This is a genomic window from Ralstonia sp. RRA, assembly GCF_037023145.1.
Lineage (GTDB): Bacteria > Pseudomonadota > Gammaproteobacteria > Burkholderiales > Burkholderiaceae > Ralstonia.
In genome coordinates this window covers 195619-214201 of the sequence record NZ_CP146092.1, presented here as the reverse complement: position 1 = coordinate 214201, position 18583 = coordinate 195619, and the positions used below count along the sequence as shown (strand labels likewise).

18 protein-coding genes are annotated in these 18583 nt (G+C 65.2%); 3 read left to right on the top strand and 15 right to left on the bottom strand.

Annotation, left to right across the window (positions count from 1 at the left end):
* Positions 1-6 precede the first annotated feature (6 nt).
* From V6657_RS19005 to V6657_RS18965, 9 genes are all read right to left on the bottom strand, one after another.
* A complete protein-coding gene (locus V6657_RS19005) occupies positions 7-924 on the bottom strand; it encodes a LysR family transcriptional regulator (protein WP_048932923.1) in 918 nt (305 codons plus the stop codon).
* A gap of 258 nt (positions 925-1182) precedes the next feature.
* Positions 1183-2715, bottom strand: a complete 1533-nt coding sequence (locus tag V6657_RS19000; RefSeq protein WP_048932922.1) for an aldehyde dehydrogenase family protein — start codon at positions 2713-2715, stop codon at positions 1183-1185.
* A 61-nt stretch (positions 2716-2776) separates the two neighbouring features.
* Positions 2777-3832, bottom strand: coding sequence for an ABC transporter substrate-binding protein (locus V6657_RS18995; RefSeq protein ID WP_137884788.1), 1056 nt, complete (start codon positions 3830-3832; stop codon positions 2777-2779).
* 36 nt (positions 3833-3868) lie between these two features.
* Positions 3869-5002: an FAD-dependent oxidoreductase gene (locus V6657_RS18990; protein ID WP_048932921.1), complete on the bottom strand. Its 1134-nt coding sequence runs from the start codon at positions 5000-5002 to the stop codon at positions 3869-3871.
* Entirely contained in the window at positions 4995-6428 is a 1434-nt protein-coding gene (locus V6657_RS18985; protein WP_048932920.1) for an FAD/NAD(P)-binding oxidoreductase, read from the bottom strand. The genes V6657_RS18990 and V6657_RS18985 overlap by 8 nt, the downstream gene beginning before the upstream one ends.
* Positions 6422-6754, bottom strand: coding sequence for a (2Fe-2S)-binding protein (locus V6657_RS18980; protein ID WP_048932919.1), 333 nt, complete (start codon positions 6752-6754; stop codon positions 6422-6424). Before V6657_RS18980 ends, V6657_RS18985 begins: the two co-directional genes overlap by 7 nt.
* Before the next feature lie 13 nt (positions 6755-6767).
* A complete protein-coding gene (locus V6657_RS18975; protein ID WP_048932918.1) occupies positions 6768-7562 on the bottom strand; it encodes an ABC transporter permease in 795 nt (264 codons plus the stop codon).
* Between the two features lie 10 nt (positions 7563-7572).
* The gene (locus tag V6657_RS18970; RefSeq protein WP_048932917.1) at positions 7573-8430 is read right to left on the bottom strand and encodes an ABC transporter permease; all 858 of its coding nucleotides are present in this window, start codon (positions 8428-8430) and stop codon (positions 7573-7575) included.
* Positions 8427-9491: an ABC transporter ATP-binding protein gene (locus V6657_RS18965; RefSeq protein WP_048932916.1), complete on the bottom strand. Its 1065-nt coding sequence runs from the start codon at positions 9489-9491 to the stop codon at positions 8427-8429. Before V6657_RS18965 ends, V6657_RS18970 begins: the two co-directional genes overlap by 4 nt.
* Positions 9492-9691: 200 nt before the next feature.
* Between V6657_RS18965 and V6657_RS18960 the strand changes: the two genes are divergently transcribed.
* On the top strand, positions 9692-10534 hold the full coding sequence (locus tag V6657_RS18960; RefSeq protein WP_021193433.1) for an IclR family transcriptional regulator: 843 nt from the start codon (positions 9692-9694) through the stop codon (positions 10532-10534).
* An 18-nt stretch (positions 10535-10552) separates the two neighbouring features.
* On the opposite strand, the gene V6657_RS18955 is transcribed toward V6657_RS18960, so the two are convergent.
* The 3 genes from V6657_RS18955 to V6657_RS18945 are packed head-to-tail and all read right to left on the bottom strand — an operon-like array spanning position 10553 to position 14640.
* Positions 10553-11983 carry an FAD-binding oxidoreductase gene (locus V6657_RS18955; RefSeq protein ID WP_048932915.1) on the bottom strand — a complete coding sequence of 477 codons (1431 nt, stop codon included), beginning with the start codon at positions 11981-11983 and terminating at the stop codon, positions 10553-10555.
* Between the two features lie 36 nt (positions 11984-12019).
* The gene (locus V6657_RS18950) at positions 12020-13231 is read right to left on the bottom strand and encodes a PLP-dependent aminotransferase family protein (RefSeq protein WP_048932965.1); all 1212 of its coding nucleotides are present in this window, start codon (positions 13229-13231) and stop codon (positions 12020-12022) included.
* 5 nt (positions 13232-13236) lie between these two features.
* Positions 13237-14640, bottom strand: a complete 1404-nt coding sequence (locus V6657_RS18945; RefSeq protein ID WP_048932914.1) for a VOC family protein — start codon at positions 14638-14640, stop codon at positions 13237-13239.
* A 147-nt stretch (positions 14641-14787) separates the two neighbouring features.
* Between V6657_RS18945 and V6657_RS18940 the strand changes: the two genes are divergently transcribed.
* Together V6657_RS18940 and V6657_RS18935 are read left to right on the top strand one after the other, a co-directional pair.
* Positions 14788-15708 carry a LysR substrate-binding domain-containing protein gene (locus V6657_RS18940; RefSeq protein ID WP_048932913.1) on the top strand — a complete coding sequence of 307 codons (921 nt, stop codon included), beginning with the start codon at positions 14788-14790 and terminating at the stop codon, positions 15706-15708.
* 124 nt (positions 15709-15832) lie between these two features.
* The gene (locus tag V6657_RS18935) at positions 15833-16369 is read left to right on the top strand and encodes a PadR family transcriptional regulator (protein WP_048932912.1); all 537 of its coding nucleotides are present in this window, start codon (positions 15833-15835) and stop codon (positions 16367-16369) included.
* 28 nt (positions 16370-16397) lie between these two features.
* Here V6657_RS18935 and V6657_RS18930 read toward each other — a convergent pair whose 3' ends face one another.
* The 3 genes from V6657_RS18930 to V6657_RS18920 form a co-directional block, all read right to left on the bottom strand.
* Positions 16398-17402: a nitronate monooxygenase family protein gene (locus V6657_RS18930; protein ID WP_048932911.1), complete on the bottom strand. Its 1005-nt coding sequence runs from the start codon at positions 17400-17402 to the stop codon at positions 16398-16400.
* A 54-nt stretch (positions 17403-17456) separates the two neighbouring features.
* Entirely contained in the window at positions 17457-17834 is a 378-nt protein-coding gene (locus V6657_RS18925) for a nuclear transport factor 2 family protein (protein WP_082170140.1), read from the bottom strand.
* A 192-nt stretch (positions 17835-18026) separates the two neighbouring features.
* Positions 18027-18494 (bottom strand): universal stress protein, encoded by a 468-nt coding sequence (locus V6657_RS18920; protein ID WP_048932910.1) that lies wholly within the window; start codon positions 18492-18494, stop codon positions 18027-18029.
* Positions 18495-18583 lie beyond the last annotated feature (89 nt).

Here is an 18583-nt window from a genome sequence, read left to right as displayed (position 1 = left end):
CCAGCCTCAGTGGATCGGCTGCATGGTGGTTTCCTTGGCAAAACGCTCCCGCAGGAATGCCACCAGCGCCTTCACCGACGGCGGTACACCCGCGCGCGATGGGTACAGCGCATGCAGGTCAGCCGGCTCGGGCGTCCAGTTCGGCAACACCGTCTGCAAGCGGCCATTAACAAGCGCTTCGTGGCAGCAGTGCTGCGGCAGGATGGCGAGGCCCAACCCGGCGATGGCCGCTTCGCGCAACGCGATGATGTTGTCGGCGGCAAAGTGTGGCCGGACGGGCAGCGCCAGCCGATGGCCGCGCGCATCCTGCAGAACCCAGTCGCGGCTGCGCGCAAGCGTGCCGTGGCCAAGGCACGGCAGGTTGTCGAGATCGGCCGGCGTTCTTGGCGCTTCCACACGGGCAAGCAGCGTGGGACTGCCCACCAGCACACGCGGTGAGACCGCCAGATGGCGCGCCACCACGTCGCGCGACGGCAACGGCCCGGTGGCCGCGCGAATGGCAACGTCGATGCGTTGCTCGATCAGGTCGACATAGGTGTTGGAGAGGTCCAGCTCGATGCGCAGCTTCGGGTGGGCATCGGCAAACTCGGCCAGCCAGCCGGCGAGCAAGGTCTCGGCCAGCAGCGGTGATGTGCCCACGCGCAGGACCCCCGCAGGCTCGCTGCGCGCTGCACCCGCCAGTGCTTCGATGGCCGCCGACGCATCGGCCATGTCGCGCGCATGCCGATACACCGCTTCGCCCACCGGCGTGACTGACACGCGATGGCTCGACCGCTGCAGCAGGCGCGTGCCGAGCTGCGTTTCCAGTTCGGCAATGCGGCGGCTGAGGCGTGACTTGGGGATGCCCGTGGCGCGCTCGGCGGCGGAAAAGCCACCGGCTTCCACCACGCGCGTGAAGAGGTACAGGTCGTCGAAGCGCTTCATGTGGGTGCAGTGTTGCAGTCGAACTGCATTGAAGCACAGGAAAGCGATTGCGAACGGCCTGTCGCCGGAGTGCGGGCTGCGGGCGTATTGCCTGCGCATTCGGTGCGATCCACCCTGTCATGGGGCCGCAGGCGCGATCTTGCGCCAGCACCTGGAGTGCGTGCCAGCGGTTTCATGGAGCGCTTTCGGACGCGCCCCCCGCGCTGAGCGGTAGGAAGGCGACGAGATGCGACAGCCGACCTCGTCGCCGCCTGGTTGTCACACGTCGAACCGGACGCCCTGCGCCAGCGGCAGCGCGCCGCTGTAGTTGATGGTGTTGGTGGCGCGGCGCATGTAGCCCTTCCACGCGTCTGAGCCGGATTCCCGGCCGCCGCCGGTTTCCTTCTCGCCGCCAAACGCGCCGCCGATCTCGGCGCCCGATGTGCCGATGTTGACGTTGGCAATGCCGCAGTCGCTGCCCGCCGACGACATGAAGCGCTCGGCATCGCTCAGGCTGCCCGTGAAGATGGCCGATGACAGCCCTTGCGGCACACCGTTCTGGATCGCGATCGCCTCGTCGGTGTCGCCGTCGTACACCACCACGTACAGGATGGGCGCGAAGGTCTCGCTTTGCATCACGTGGGTCGGCTTGGGCATCTTGACCAGCGCGGGGCGCACGTACCAGGCATCGGCACCGAGTTCTTCATGCACGCGCTCACCGCCGAGCACCGTGCCGCCTTCAGCGCGTGCCTGTGCCAGTGCCTGTTGCATGCCATCGAAAGCGGCCTGGTCGATCAGCGGGCCAACCAGCGTGCCGTCGGCCAGCGGGTCGCCAATGGCAATGCTCTGGTAGATTTTTTCCAGGCGTGCCAGCAGCGTGTCGGCCACCGAGCGGTGCACGATCAGGCGGCGCAATGACGTGCAGCGCTGGCCCGCCGTGCCCACGGCGGCAAAGGTGATTGCGCGAGCCGCCAGTTCCAGATCGGCTGAGGGCGTCACGATCATCGCGTTGTTGCCGCCCAGCTCCAGAATCGAACGGCCAAAGCGCTCCGCCACCTTCACACCAACCTGACGGCCCATGCGGGTCGAGCCCGTGGCGCTGACCACCGGCACAAGGTGGCTGACCACCAGCGCTTCGCCCACGTCGCGCCCGCCGATCAGCAACTGGCTCAGCCCTGCAGGAATGGCGCCCGGCTTCTCCGCATTGAACGCATCCACCACCTGTTGCATCAGGTGCTGGCACGCAATGGCGGTCAGCGGTGTCTTCTCTGACGGCTTCCAGACGATGGCATTGCCGCACACCAGGGCGAGCGCCGCGTTCCACGACCACACCGCCACGGGGAAGTTGAACGCCGAGATGATGCCCACCACCCCCATTGGGTGCCAGGTCTCCATCATGCGGTGCCCGGGCCGCTCGCTGGCGATGGTCAGTCCGTGCAGTTGCCGCGACAGGCCGACCGCGAAATCGCAGATGTCGATCATCTCCTGCACTTCGCCCAGGCCTTCAGAGGCGATCTTGCCTGCCTCCAGTGATACGAGTTCGCCCAACGCTGCCTTGTGCGTGCGCAGCACCTCGCCCAATCGGCGCACCAGCTCACCACGCACCGGCGCGGGCACGGTGCGCCACGTCAGATACGCCGTGTGCGCGTTCTGGATGGCGGCCTGCGCCTGCTCGGCGGTGTGCGATTTGACGCGGGCCAATACGGAGCCGTCGCGTGGGGCGCGGCTCGTCCAGTCCGTGCCTTCGTAGGCCTTCAAGTCCAGGCCCAGGGCGTTCAGTACCGTTTGCAATCGTGTGCGGGAATCTGCCATACATCCATCCTTACTGTTCTTTCGTATTCAACTGATCAATCAGTGTGCGCTTGCCGGGCGATCAACGCTCGACCACGCGGTTCCAGCGCTTGCTCCACTCCGGGCGCTCGGCATTGATGACGTCCCAGTCCAGCGCAACGGCCGTCTTGAGAATGCCGTTCATCTTGTTCTGCTCTTCCGCAGCCTTGCCCTTGAGCGGTGCCTTCGGATTGACTGGATTGTAGGAACCGTTTTCCATGGCGAGCGCCTGTGCCTCGGGGCTGATCAGGTAGTCCGCCAGCTTCTGCGCGAGATCGGCATCCGGGTTGTTGGCCAGCACGCACTGCGCGGTCAGCAGAACGACAGCGCCTTCCTTGGGCGCAACGAACTCCATGGGAATGCCCTTGGACTTCATCAGCTCAACCTGCGTTAGCGTGTAGGGAAACACGGCGGCATCGCCCGCCTGCATCATCTCCACCACTTTCGACGAGTTGGGGATGTACTCGACCACGTTCGGGCCAATCGTGGTGGGCCACGCCTTGAACGCCGGGTCGACGTTCTTTTCCGTGCCGCCCTTGAGCCGGTTGAACATCAGGAAGGCGTCCAGCCCAAACGACGATGCCGGCATGGACTGCACCACCACTTTGCCCTTGTATTTCGGGTCCGCCAGGTCGGCCCACGAGGTGGGCGGCGCCCAGCCCTTGTCGGCAAAGATCTTGGTGCTGTAGGCGAGACCCGTCAGCCCCATCGACAGGCCCACGGCGTAGTCACCCTTGAGGTGGGCAATGGCGGGCACCGCCGACAGGTTGGCCGAAGGCTTGAGTTTTTCGCACAGCCCCATGCCGATGGCACGGAACATGACGCCGTCATCCAGCGTCATCACGTGCATCTGGGCCTTGCCCTTGGTGGCCTGAGCCTTGGCGAGGATGTCGGTCGAAGTGCCGGGCACGACGACCACCTTGACGTTGTTGGCCTTCTCGAACGGCGGGAACACGAACTGCGTGTAGGTACGTTCCATGTTGCCGCCGTTCATGCCGATGTACAGCGTCTTGGTTTCGGCGTGGGTGGTGCCAGCTGCAAGTAGCGCAGCACCGGCAGCCGCTGCAACGAACGATGTTTTCGCGTGTTTCACAAGCATGGTGATCTCCTGGGGCATCAAGTGCATCAAGCTGCATCAAGCGTCGGGATGCAGAAAACGTTGGATGGAAAAGGGTTCGATCGGCGTACTGGTGCGGCCCTCGGCAATCAGCTCGGCCATGACATCGCCCACGCCGGGCCCCAGCTGGAAGCCGGCACCGGCAAAGCCGAAGGCATGGAACAGGCCGGGGCGACGGGCGCTGGCGCCGATCACGGGTTGGTCGTCGGGCAGGTTGCCTTCCGTGCCGCTCCAGGTGCGGATGATGTGCGCGCCCTTGAGTTGCGGCAGCAGGGCAGCCAGTTGCGGCAACTGGCGCAGGATGGCCACGTGCGACGAGCGCGCGCGCTGGTCGTCGAGCAGGTAGCCGCGCCCGCCGCCGAACACCACATTGCCGCGCCGCACCTGGCGGCAGTAGATGCCGCCGCCTTCCACGCCCAGGCTCCACGGTAGGAAGAAGGGCAAGGGTTCGGTCACGCCCATGGTGGGCGGGATGGTGAACATGGGCACGGGTTCGCCCCACTGCGCAGCAAACTGCGCTGCCCAGGCACCGGCGCAGTTGACCAGGGCGGGGGCCTTGATCTCCAGGTCACGATCATGCTGGCGCGCATGCACGACGAAGCGTGCGCCGTCGTGCTCGACCGACAGCACCGGCGCGTGCTCGCGCACATCGGCGCCGGCAGCCTGCGCGGCGCGTGCAAACGCGGGAGACAGCAGACGCGGATTGGCCTGCCCGTCCTCCGGGCACAGCGAGCCGCCGACAATCTGATCGCCTCCCATCGGGAAATACTTCTGCAGCGCGGCCCGGCCCTCGATCAACTGCAACCCAAGGCCGAAGCTCTGACTGCGCTCGGCATAGTCGGCCAGTGATTCCATATCCGCGATGCTGCGGGCGATCTTGAAGTGTCCGCTGCGTTCGTATTCCGCCTCGGTGCCGATCAACTCGGTGAGGCGCCCCCAGATCTGGTGCGAGCGCTGCGCCAGTGGCAACTGTGCGATGGCACGCCCCTGGCGCCGCACGCCGCCGAAGTTGACGCCACTCGAGCGCGAGCCGCACAGGTCGCGCTCCAGCAGCGTGACCGTCAGCCCACGCTGGCGCAGGAAAAGCGCAGTGGCGCTGCCCATGATGCCGCCGCCGATGATGGCCACGTCGCACGCCAGTTGCTCACGCATGCTCGTCCTCCACGGCAGTCACATCCAGCGGCAAGGGTTTGATTGGTGCCTGACCGCGCAGGCGGCCCACCTGGGCCAGCGGTACGGAGCGTACGTGCGCCAGGATTTCCGCTGCCGCTGCACCGCACATACGGCCCTGGCAACGGCCCATGCCCACCCGGCACAGCGCCTTGAGGCGGTTCAGTTCATGCGCACCGCACTCGGTGGCCGTCTGGCGCAGCGTGCCGGCTGTAACGTTCTCACAGCGGCACACGACCAGATCGTCGCTGGCGTGCGCAGCCCAATCTTCGGGAAACGGAAACGCCGTTTCCAGCGCATGGCGGAATCGCTCGATCTTTTGCAAACGCGTTTGCAGACGGCGTACGCGGTCGGTATCGATAGCGGTTTGCCGGTCCTGCAGCAGTGCCATTGCCGCCAGCGCGCCCGAGGACTCGGCGGCATCGGCGCCCATGATGCCCGCGCCATCGCCCGCCAGGTACACGCCCGCCACGGAGCTGCGCCGCATCGCGTCGATGCGGGGCACGTGGGAGCGGTGCAGTGTGGAGAACTCGAACGCGCAGCCCAGCAGATCGGCCAATTGGGTTTCGGGCCGCAGGGCGTAACCCATGCCCACGGCGGAGCACGCAGTGCGCTGTTCGCGGCCGGCGCTGTCTTGCCACACTAGATGTTCCACCGCCGCATCGCCCTCGGCACGCAGCAGCCGCACACCGTGGTGCATGGGAATGCCGTGCAGCTTGAGCCAGGCAACCAGCGCCACGCCCTTGGCCATGACGGCAGGCTGGCCCAGCATGGCCGGCGCGGCCTTGTAGCGCGCGGTAGCGGGTGCGGTGTCGAGGACCGCTACCACGTTCGCCCCGGCTTTGGCGTACTGGCAGGCCACCAGGTACAGCAGGGGTCCAGTGCCGGCAAACACCACGGCATCGCCGATCGCGCAGCCTTGATACTTGAGCGCGACTTGCGCGCCGCCCAGCGTGTAGACCCCCGGCAGCGTCCAACCTGGGATGGGCAGTACGCGGTCCGTGGCGCCGGTGGCCACGATCACATCGCGCCAGGCGAGGCTGCTGATTTCGCGCGTGGGCACGTGCAGCAGGTCGAGCAGATCGGGCTGCGCATTCCACACCAGCGTTTGCGGGTGATAGTCGATCTGCGGTCGGATGCGGTCGAAGGTGGCATGCACCGCCCGCGCGCGCGCGGCCTCGGTGCCGTACAGCTCTGCAGCGGTGCGGGCAAAGCCATCGGGTTGGCGACGATAGATCTGGCCGCCTGCATGCGGCGCCTCGTCCAGCACGATGGGCTTGAGACCGTGTGCCAGCAAGGTTTCGGCCGCGCGCACACCTGCCGGCCCGGCACCGATGATGACGGGCGGCAAATCGTGCTGGCTCTGACGCTGCAACGTGGGCGCAGCGGACGCAGTCGTCGTCAGCATTGCGTGGCTCCCTCGGTGCCGGCCAACTGCGTGCAGATATGCATACCCGGTTCGATCATGGTCTGGCAGGCGCGCAGCGATTGGCCATCGGCCAGGCGCACCCAGCAGTCCTGGCAGGCACCCATCAGGCAGAAGCCGGCACGCGGTTGCTGGCTGAATTCATTGATGCGCAATTGGCGTGATTGCGTGAGCACCGCCGTCAGTACGGTGTCGCCGGCCAGTGCTTCGGCGGGCTGACCATCCAGCACGAAAGCCACTGGGGGGCGGTTGCGTTCCTTGAGACGCTGGAGTTGCGCAACGGCTATCGGTTTTGCAGGAGCATTCATCGTGGTCTCTGTCTCAATGCTTGCCGATCAGGATGCGGTCCAGACCGTAGACCCTGTCCAGCAGCAGCATCAGCGCCAGCGTGAGGAAGACGATCAGCGCCGAGACGGCGGCCATCATCGGGTCGAGCGATTCGGTGGCGTACATGTACATGCGGACCGGCAGCGTGACGGTGGCGGGCGATACCACGAAGATGGACATCGTCAGCTCATCAAAGCTGTTGATGAACGCCAGCAGCCACCCACCGGTGATGCCCGGCAGGATCATCGGCAGCGTCATGCGGCGGAACACCGTGAAGCCGCTGGCGCCCAGCGAGTAGGCCGCGTGCTCCACCGAGTGGTCGAAGCCCACGAGCGCAGCCATCACCAGCCGCATCGTGTAGGGCGTGACGATGAGCGCGTGCGCGAAGATCAGCCAGCCGAAACTGCCTTGCCCACCCACCAGTGAAAACATGCGCAGCAGCGCCACGCCCAGCACGAGGTGCGGAATGATCAGCGGCGACAGAAACAGCCCCTGCAGAAACTGCAGCCCCGGCGCCCGCGAGCGAACGATCGCCATGGCTGCCGGCACCGCCAGCGCAGTGGAGATGGTGGCAGCCGCTACACCCAGCCACAGGCTGTTCCAGAACGACTGCACAAAATCTGGGTGATGCAGCACCTGATCAAACCAGCGCAGCGAGAAATGGCTGGTCGGCAGCGTGAGTGTTTCCTCCGGGGTGAAGGCGACGATGCACACGATCACCAGCGGCGCCAGCATGAAGGTGATGACGAGCGCGTTGAAAGCGAGCGCGAGGGGTCCGTTCTTTTGCATGTGCGCCCCCTCAGCCCAGCGTCTTCTTGTAGCGGCTTTCGATCATGCGGTTCCAGCCCAGCATGATGACCAGATTGGCCGCCAGCAGAATCAGCGCGATCGCCGCACCGAGCGGCCAGTTGAGCTCGTTCAGGTACTCGTCGTAGATGAGCGTGGCCACCATCTTCACGCGGCGCCCGCCCAGCAGGCCCGGAATGGCGAATGAACTGGCCGACAGACCAAACACGATCAGGCTGCCCGACAGAATGCCCGGCATGACCTGCGGCAGCACCACGCGGCGCAAGGTGGTGAAGTGCGATGCGGACAGCGAGAGCGCCGCGTTCTCCACCCACGGGTCGAGCTTCTGCAGCGACGTCCACACCGGGATCACCATGAAGGGCAGCATCACGTGCACCAGCGCAATCACGATGGCCGTCTCGTTGTACAGCAGCTTGACCGGGCCGATGCCGACGGCCCTGAGCACGCCGTTGATCAGGCCTTCGGGCCCGAGCAGCATGCTCCAGCCGAACGCGCGCACCACCACCGAGATCAGCAGCGGCGCCAGAATGACGAGCAGAAAGATCGAGCGCCACGGTTTGCCCATCCGGCTCAGGATGTAGGCCTCCGGCGCACCGACCAGAATGCACACCACCGTCACCAGCGCCGAGATGCGCAGCGTGCGCCAGAAGATTTCGTAGTAGTATGGGTCCTGCACCACGTGCAGGTAGTGCGCGAACGTGAAGGTGCCCGCGATGGGCCCCTTGTCGATGTCGAACGCGTTGAAGGACAGCACCGCGCTCAGCGCCAGCGGCACGAGCAGCATCACGGTGAACAGGGCCAGCGCAGGGCCCGTCATGCTCCATGGCACCCAGTTGAATCCGCGGTTCATGCTGCGGCCCCCGCGGCGCCAATGACTCGCACATACTGGTCCTGCCAGTCCACGCCCACGGTCTGACCGACATCGCACGGCGCGCCGCCGTCGTTGACGGCCGACACGAGCAACGCGCCCAGCGGGGTATCGACGGTGTACATCCACTGATTGCCGAGGAAGAAGCGTTCGGTCACGCGGCCTTCGCAGCGGCCGGTGCCGTCAGCGGTGCAGGTCATCTTTTCAGGGCGCAGCGCCAGCACGACGGAGTTGCCGGCAGAGGTGCCCGGCGGCAACGCCACCTGAACCGACCCGACGGTCGCGCGGATCTCGCCATCGCTGCCTGACACCACCGACGCATGCAGCAGATTGGCCTTGCCGACAAAGGTGGAGATGAACGCATTGCGCGGGTGCTCGTACACCGCCAGCGGCGTATCCACCTGCGTGATGCGCCCGGCTTCCATGACGACCACGCGGTCGCTGATCGACATGGCCTCGGCCTGATCGTGCGTGACCATGATGGTGGTCGTGCCCACCTTGCGCTGGATCTCGCGCAGCTCGAACTGCATCTCTTCACGCAGCTTGGCGTCCAGGTTGGACAGCGGCTCGTCCAGCAGCAGCACCGGCGGCTTGATGACCAGCGCCCGTGCCAGGGCAACACGCTGGCGCTGGCCGCCGGAGAGCTCGCGCGGGTAGCGGTCGACATGCTTGTCCAGATGTACGAGTGCCAGCGTCTGCAGGGCGCGCTCGCGGCGTTCGGCCGGGGGGCACTTGCGCATCTCCAGGCCGAACTCCACGTTCTCGCGCACCGTCATGTGCGGGAATAGCGCGTAGGTCTGGAACACGATCCCCAGGCCGCGTGCGTTGGCCTTGGCACGGGTGATGTTCTTGCCGTCCAGCTCGATGGTGCCCGCAGACACCTCCGCAAAGCCCGCAATCATCTGCAAGGTCGTGGTCTTGCCGCAGCCCGAGGGGCCGAGCAGCGAGACGAACTCGCCCTTGTGCACCTCCAGGTTGAAGTCTTGAACCACGCGGAGGTCGCCGTACTGCTTGGAGACATGGTTGAGGCGCAGAAAACTCATCGGTCATCCTTTGCGACGGGGCCTTAGTTCTGGGTCCTGAGGCCGCATTCTTTGTCTGAAGAATATGGATATGCTATTGCAATGCACGTGCCAAGACATTGGGTTTACGTAGGTGTATACGCTGTAAACGGAATATTTCTCTAATTTATTCCGATTAACGGAATACAATCGATCAACCCAATTCGCTCCATTCCAGCTTCATGGCTTCTGATTTCGAAGACGACGCGCATCAGCGCAGTGCCATGCACCGCACCTTCCAGATCCTGCGCACCATGGCGGAGCAGCAGCACCAAGGTGTGCGTGTCACCTACCTGGCCAAGACGCTGGGCATGACCCCCGCCACAACGCACCGCCTGTTGCAGGGCCTGACGCAGGAAGGCATGGTCGAGCAGGATCAGCAGAACAAGCTGTACCGGCTGAGCCTGGATCTGTTCTGCCTGGCGGCCCAGGCGGGCACGGTGAACGATCTGCGCGCGGTGGCGCGGCCGGCCTTGCTGCGCCTGAATGCCAGCCTGGGCGACACGGTGCTGCTGCTGGTGCGTTCGGGCTTCGATGCGGTGTGCCTTGACCGCGTGGAAGGCCAGTACCCCATTCGCACCTTTACGGGCGATGTCGGCGGCCGGATCGAACTGGGCGTGGGCCAGGGCGCGATGGTGATCTTGGCGCACCTGCCCGAGGCAGAACAGGAGGAGGTGCTGCGCTACAACCTGCCGCGCATCCGGCACTACAGCGTGTATGACGAGGTCTACCTGCGCTCCGAAGTCAGAAAGGCCCGCGAACAGGGCTACAGCGCCAAGACGGATGGGTTGCTCGAAGGCATGGCGGGCATTGCCGTGCCGGTGTTCGATCGCAACGGCAACGTGGTGGCCGCGCTGTCGGTCGGCACGCTCGTCAACCGCCTGAGCGCCGACCGGCTGCCCATCGTGGTCGACATGCTGCTGCGCGAGGCCAACCGGCTGACCACGCAGATCAACCCGTTTGATCCGACGCTGCGTCGGCCCATGCATTCCATGGCGGTGAGCGACGCGTATCGTGCGATCTGAAGGGCAATCTGATTCGGCTCACTGAGTGGGTTCTGCGGCAAGCACCCGGCCGGGGTTCAGCAAACACTGCGGGTCCAGCGCCTGCTTGATAGTGCGCATCAACTGCAGCGCCACGGGCGTCTTGTAGTGGGGAAGCTTGTCGCGCTTGAGCGCGCCAATGCCGTGCTCTGCCGAGATCGATCCGCCAAACCGGTGAACGGCCTGATAGACCGCATCGCTGATCGTTGCCTCATGCGCCGCGATGAATGCGGCCGCATCTGCACCGGCCGGCGCCTGCATGTTGTAGTGCAGGTTCCCATCGCCCAGGTGCCCGAAGTTGATCAGTCGCACGCCCGGCGCCAGTGCTTGGAGTTGTGCATCGGTTTGCGCCACGAACTCGGGAATGCATGAGATCGGCACAGACACATCGTGCTTGATGTTGAGGCCCTCGGCCGCCTGCGCCAGCGTGATGCTCTCGCGGATGTGCCACAGATCATGCGCCTGGCGGAGGTTCTCCGCGATGATGGCGTCTGTCACGATGTCGTCTTCCATCGCGGTCTCTAGCAGGTGTTCGAACTGTGCCCGGGCGTGTGCTTCGGATTCGCTGTCGGATGCTTCCAGCAAGACGCACCACATCGTGTCGCGCCACATCGGTACGCGCAGATGGGGGTAGTGCTCGTCAACGAGCTTGAGCCCCTCCTGGTTCATCACTTCAAAGCCCGTGAGCGCAGAAGACAGATGCCGATGCGACAAGGCCAGCAGCGCCGTGGCCGCCTCCAGCGAGGGCACCGCGGCCCAAGCCGTCAACTGCGCTGCGGGCTGCGGATACAGCCGCAGCGTGGCCGCCGTGATGATGCCCAGCGTGCCTTCGCTGCCGATGAACAGGTTGCGCAGGTCGTAACCGGTGTTGTCCTTGCGCAGGCCCTGCAGGCCTTCCCAGACTTGCCCGTCGGCCAGTACCACTTCCAGCCCCAGGCACAGCTCGCGCGCATTGCCGTAGCGCACCACCTGCGTGCCGCCCGCGTTGGTCGCCAGGTTGCCGCCGATGGTGCAACTGCCCTCGGCACCCAGGCTCAGCGGAAACAGCATCCCCGCGTCCTGTACTGCCTCCTGCAGAGACTGGAGCACACAACCTGCTTCCACCGTAACCGTCATGTTGGCGAGGTCGATGGCGCGTACGGCCTGCATGCGGCGCAGGCTCAAGATGACCTGCTGGCCACCTCCACTGGGTACCGAGCCTTCCACCAGGCCCGTATTGCCACCCTGCGGCACGATCGAGACGCCGGCCTGGGCGCATGCACGCATCACCTCGGCCACTTCTGCGGTAGAGCCGGGTCGTACTACGCACAGCGCTTTGCCTTGTAGGCGCTGGCGCCAATCGGTCTCGTATTCGATGCACGCATCGCCGGTCAGAACATGGGCGGCCCCCACGATGTCGCGCAAGGCAGGGATCAGGTTGTCGGGTGTCATGGCAACGGTGATGAAGGTTGTCAGTCGCTGAAGCTGTCAGCGGAGGACTTCATTTACGGCCGCAGCGAGCCGCTGCACGGCTTGCTCGATTTGCGGCACGTCGGGCGCGGCGAAAGACAGGCGCATGGTGTGGTGCGGCGTGTTGTCTGGGTAGAACGCCTTGCCGGGTACATACAGCACGTGCTGGGCGACAGCGGCATCGAACAGCGCCTGTGGGGCGATCGACTGTGCAAACGTGGCCCAGACGAACATGCCGCCCGCCGGCGGCGCGCAATGCACGTGGCCGCTCAAGCTGGAAGCGACGCCTTGCACCAGGGCCTGCATGCGCCGCTGATATTCGATGCGGGCGCGCTGCACCGTGGCCGGATAGCGCCCGCTCTCCAGGTAGCGGGCGGCCACCATCTGCGCCAGTGGCGAGGTACACAGGTCCACCGTCTGCTTGGCGACCGCGCAACGGCGCAGCAGGCTGTTGTCGGCCAGCATCCAGCCAACGCGCAGTGCCGGGGCAACGGTTTTGGACAGGCTGGAGAGATACACCACCGGGTTCACGCCGCCATCGGCTAATCGGTCGCCGATGGTGCGCAGCGTTGGCGGCATCGGGCCATCGGTGTCGAATCGCAGCTCGCCGTAGGGGTCGTCTTCTACCACCCAAAAGCCGTGGGTGCAGGCCAGTTGCACCAGGGCCTCACGGCGCTCGGCGGCCAGCAGCGTGCCCCGGGGGTTGGAGAAGTTCGGTACGGTGTAGAGCAGCTTTGGACGCTGCTCCGCGGGCAGTTGGCGTAGCAACTCGGCCAGTGCGTCGGCTTGCAGGCCGTGCTCGTCCATCGGCACGGGCACGATGCGCGCCTGCGCAAGACGCAAGGCTTGCAGCGTGGCGGGGTAGGCGGGCACTTCCACCAGAACCGTATCCCCCGGTTCGATCAGCACGCGCACCAGCAGATCGAATGCCTGCTGCGAGCCCGTGGTCACCATCACCTGTTCGGCGCTGGACTGAATGCCGCGTTCGCGCATCAGGGCTGCCAGCGCAGTGCGGAGGATGGGCAGTCCTTCCGTTGCGCCGTACTGCAGTGTCTGCGCATCGCCCGTCATGGCTTGGGCGGCCGCCTGCGCCAGCCCTTCGGCATCGAACAGGCTGGGCGATGGATAGCCGCCAGCCAGCGAGATCATCCCCGGTTGGTTGAGGTACGGAAACAGCTCGCGAATGGGCGAGCCTGCAGGGTGCGCAAACGGGGCGGCAAAGGCCGGCATGTCGCTCATGCTGTGGCATCCACGACGGGCATGCCGCGCAACACGGTGCGCAGCTGGTCGACCGAGCGCTGCTGTGCCGCTTCGTAGAGGGCGATTTCGTCATGCACGCGCCCACCCAGCGCGGCCTCAAACGCTTGCTGCGCGGCATGGGCCTGATACTGCTTCTGTTCTTCGCCGCCCAGGTTGGACTGGAAGATGCCCGCCGCGCTCACCGGCAGAAAGTCTTCATACGTGATCGGATCGGCTTGTACGTGACCATTGGCTAGCAGCGCATCCAACGAGGCGTCGGCGTCGATCTGCGCCGCTTCGCCCGATGCCGTCAGGCTGTAGCGATAGTAGGCCAGCCCTTGCGCACGCAATGCTTCATGGGTATCGGGGAAGGCGCGGAACGCCAGTGCCAGCCGACTCTCGTAGTCTGGCGCGGCGCTGCCGGCATTGCCCATGTCACGCACCTCGGCCAGCAGCGTGTCGTACAGCGCGCGGCCCTTGCGCGTCAGGGCGACGCCGCGTTGCTCGATCTCGCCAAAGCGCGCCGTATGCGCACCGGCATCATCGGTAAAGCGCACGGCCTCCTGTAATGCCTTGAAGCTGGTCTGGCGCAGCAGGATGGGGCAGTTGCGACGCGGCGGGCCTTCCACCACCTCCTTGGCGTCCATGCCGCGCGCAGGCATGGCGGCCTGCGCAGCGTCGATGTCGAGCGTACGCGGCGTCAGGTGGTTGATGTGCGGCCCCCGGAAGCAGACCACGTCGGCCACCAGGCGGTGTGCCGCTTGCAGGGCGCGGTAGGTGTCGGCGTCGACGGTGGCGGTGCTGTGCCAGCGGAAGGTCTCCAGCGCCTCGCGTACGAAGGCATCGGCATCTGTGTCGGAGAGTCCGCCATCGGTCTCGCACTGCGCGATCAATTCCAGCACGCGCGGCGTGAAGATCTGGCGGCGTGCCAGGATGGCTGCCGCCTTCTCGCGCAAGGCCGGATCGGGAATCAGCTCAAGCCGCAGCAACGACGTGAACACGCGGAACGGATTGGCCGCCAATGCAGCATCGGCCACCGGACGAAACGCCGTGGAGTGCACGGGCACACCCGCCACCGACAAGTCGTAGTAGCCCACGGGCTCCATGCCCATGACGGCAAACAGCCGCCGCAGCGTCGCCAGCTCGGCCGCTGTGCCGACGCGGATGGCGCCGTGGCGCTCCACATCCAGTCGCTCCAGCTCACCCGCATGCGCCATCTGCGCGCGCAACGTGGGTTGGGCATTCAGCGTGCGCGCGTTGATGTCGGCTACCAGGTCGATCAAGGTGCCGTACTGCGGCACTTCCTGGCGGTACATGGCGGACATGGCACGTGAAAAACGCGTGCGGATGTCGTCTGCGGAGACGAAGGAATCGGCCGTGGGTTGATGCGAAGCGCTCATGACGGGATGGGGATTGGCGAGGATTGGATCGATGCTAGGTGGCGCACTGGAAGCCGGTCAAACGATAATCCGGACAGAGTTCATTCCAGAATAGAATGACCTGCCAGCTTCTCGCTTGACCACCCAACCCAATCGCCAGGGCCTTGCATGTTTCCGCCACGCCGCTTTCTGCCGCCCATGTCCCTGCTTTGCGCATTTGAGGCGGCTGCGCGCCACCAGAGCTTCACGGCGGCTGCCGCTGAACTGCACCTGACGCAAAGCGCGGTCAGCCGGCAGATTCGTGCGCTGGAAGATCGCCTGGGGGCCGAGCTGTTCGTGCGTGAGCGCCAGACCGTGCGTCTGAGCCCGGCGGGCCAGGCGTATGCGGAAGACATTCGCGGTGCGTTGATGCGCATTTCCAGCGCCACGGTTGGCTTTCGTGCGAATCCGCAAGGGGGCAGCCTGAACCTGGCCATCCTCCCTACCTTCGGCACCCGTTGGCTGGCACCGCGCCTGCCGCAGTTCTTCGATCAGCACCCCGGCATCACGATCAACCTGACGACGCGGCTGTCGCAGTTCGACTTCCAGTGGGAGGCGGTGGATGCGGCCATCCATTTCGGCCCGCAGCACTGGCCGGGGGCCGAACTCGCCTTGTTGATGAGCGAGACCGTCGTGCCCGCTTGCAGCCCGGCGCTGCTGGCCCGATACAACTTTGCGCAGCCGCGCGATCTGCTGGGTGCACCGTTGTTGCACCTGGCTTCGCGCCCCGACGCGTGGTCGCGTTGGCTGGCCACTCATCAGGTGGACGGGGGGGATACGCAAGGCATGGTGTTCGACCAGTTTGCGACCGCCGCCCAGGCGGCTGTTGCGGGCCTGGGCGTGGCATTGCTGCCGCGCTTTCTGATCGCTCACGAATTGCGGCAGGGCGATCTTGTGCTGGCCTTGCCCCATGTGCCGGAGATGGAAAGCGCCGAGCGCTACTATCTGGCCTGGCCCACAGGTCGGACCGACTATCCGCCGCTGCAGGCGTTGCGAACATGGCTCGTGCAAGCGGCACAGGACTTCACGCAGGCACAGGCTGCCGAGTGATATGCAACAGTGGCAAACACTGCATGACGTGTCGATGACTGTTCTGTAAAGTTCGCAGATCGCATCGGGCAACGGTGTGCCATTCCCGATCGCTGAAACACAAGGCCGACGTTACTTTTCGCTCATGTCCATCCAACACGCGCTGCTCACTTCCCTGCTCGAAAAGCCCTCGTCCGGCTATGAGCTCGCCCGCCGCTTTGACAAATCGATGGGCTATTTCTGGAGTGCCACCCATCAGCAGATCTACCGCGAGCTTGGTCGCATGGCCGAGGCCGGTTGGGTCAGCGTGGAGGAAGAGGAAGACGGCCGCAAGAAGACGTACACGGTCCTGCAGCCGGGGCGCGAAGAGCTAGCGCGCTGGGTGCTGGAGCCGACCGTGTCGTCGGATAACCGTGAAGAGGTGCTAGTGAAGCTGCGCGCCGAGGCTGTGATCGGCCCGCTCGGCTTTATTGGCGAGATGCAGCGCCTGATCGAGCAGCACCGTACGCGCCTGAACACATTCCGCGAAATCGAACAGCGCGATTTCTTGCGCGCTGATCTCACGCGCGCCCAGCGGCTGCAGCATGCGGTGCTTCAGCGCGGCATCGTTTACGAAGAAGGCTGGCTCGCGTGGGCAGACGATGTGCTGCCGTTGCTGGAGCCAGCCTCGGTAACGGCCTAGGGCCAACGGGCCCTAGTGGCCTGACGGTTTACGCCGGTGCCTTGTCACCCGCCGGGGCGCGCAGTGCCTCGATGTTGTTCAGGCGACGGCGCGCCACTTCAAACTCCTCGGCAAAGCGCTTGACAAGTTCCGCCGCCGGCACCACGCGTTTGACTGCGCCCACACCCTGGCCGGCGCCCCAGATGTCCTTCCATGCCTTGGCCTTGGCACCGCCGCCGGAGCCGAAGTTCATCTTGCTCGGGTCCGATTCCGGCAGGGCTTCCGGGTCCAGGCCCGCGCTCTCGATGCTCTTGCGCAGGTAGTTGCCGTGCACGCCTGTGAACAGGTTGGTGTAGACGATGTCGCTGGCGGTGGATTCCACGATGGCTTGTTTGTAGCCCTCGATCGCGTTGGCTTCTTCCGTGGCGATAAACGCCGAGCCCACGTAGGCCAGGTCCGCACCAGCAGCCAGCGCAGCCAGAATGGCATTGCCGTTGGCAATCGCGCCCGACAGCAGCAGCGGGCCATCGAACCATTCACGAATCTCGTGGATCAGCGCAAACGGCGAGGTCGTACCCGCATGGCCACCCGCGCCTGCGGCCACAGCGATCAGGCCATCCGCGCCTTTCTCGATCGCCTTCTTGGCAAACTTGTTGTTGATGACGTCGTGCAGCACGATGCCGCCGTAGCTGTGCACGGCCTGGTTCACGTCTTCACGCGCGCCCAGCGAGGTGATGACGATGGGCACCTTGTACTTCACGCACAGCGCCAGGTCGTGCTCCAGGCGGTCGTTCGACTTGTGCACGATCTGATTGACGGCAAACGGCGCCGATGGCTTGTCCGGATGCTGCGCGTCGTATTCGGCCAGCTCCGTGGTGATGCGCTGCAGCCAGGTTTCCAGCAGCTCGGCCGGGCGCGCATTGAGCGCCGGGAACGAGCCGACCACGCCCGCCTTGCACTGCGCGATCACGAGGTCAGGGTTGGAGATGATGAATAGCGGCGAGCCCACCACGGGCACGGACAGGCGGTTTTGCAGGATCGGCGGCAGCGACATGGCAGTCTCCGTTGGAAATCGTTATGGAATCAGGAAGGGGGGCGACGCGGAGGATCAGGCCTCGGCCTTGAGCAGCGCGAGCTTGTCGGCCAGCTTGGCTCCCATGGCCGCGCCCAGCGCTTGCAGGCCTGTGGCCGGGCGGACCATCACCTCGAACTCGACAATCTTGCCGCTCGCATTGAAGCGGATCATGTCGATGCCCTTGAGCGATTTGCCGCTCACGTTGGCGCTGAACTCCAGCACCACGCTTGCACCATCATCCGTGGCGAAGCTGCGGTGGTATTGGAAGTCTTCAAAGACCGTGTTGACGGTGCGCAGCACCAGCGTGGTGGCCGTGCGGCCCGGATACGCCGTGTGCGCCACGGGCGAGCGGAAGACGACGTCCTCGGCGAACAGGTCGTCGAGCGCGTCCATGTTGCCGCTCTCAAGCATGGCGTGCCAGGCGGTGAGCGTGGCTTGCGACTGGGCGGACAGAGCGGTAGCGATGTGTCGAACTGCGGGCTGGGTCACAGTGTCTCCTGAACAGAAGTGCAACAGATTGCATCAGCGTGGAGGCAACATAGCACAGCACTTTTCACTATGCAACAAGTTGCATAGTAAGCCAGCTCTAGTGAAAGTGATTCTTTAGCCGCTTGTGTGATCAGCGTGCTGCGCACGTACCACGATGACGGTGCGGCGCGATAGCTTGACGGTACGCTCGGCCACGCTGCCCAGCAGGATGCGCGACAACCCGCTCCGGTTTTGTGAACCGACCACGATGGTATCGGCCTGCCAGCGCACGGCTTCGTGCTCCAGGGCGTTGCCGATGTCGTCGTCGGTGGAGTCGAGCATCAGGACGCCGGTCTCGACAACAACGCCGGCACCTTCCAGCGTACGTTGCAGCTCGGCCAGGGAGTGGTCGGCGCTCTGGTGTTCGGTGTTACGCAGCGTATCGACGCTGTAGATCTCGCGCGACTCCGGCATGGTTGGCGAGCCAATCGCCCACACTATGCGCACCCGGCCGCCGAATGCCTGGGCAAGTGCCGCGGCTTGATCGACTGCAAGCCTGGCTTCGTGGCTGCCGTCAAAACCGGCGAGGATGCGTTGATACATGGGGCGCTCCAGGTGTGAGGATGCGTCCACTGTAGCAGCCTCGTTTGACGCTGCCATGCCTGGCGAGCGCACGCGTTTGCGTCGCATCA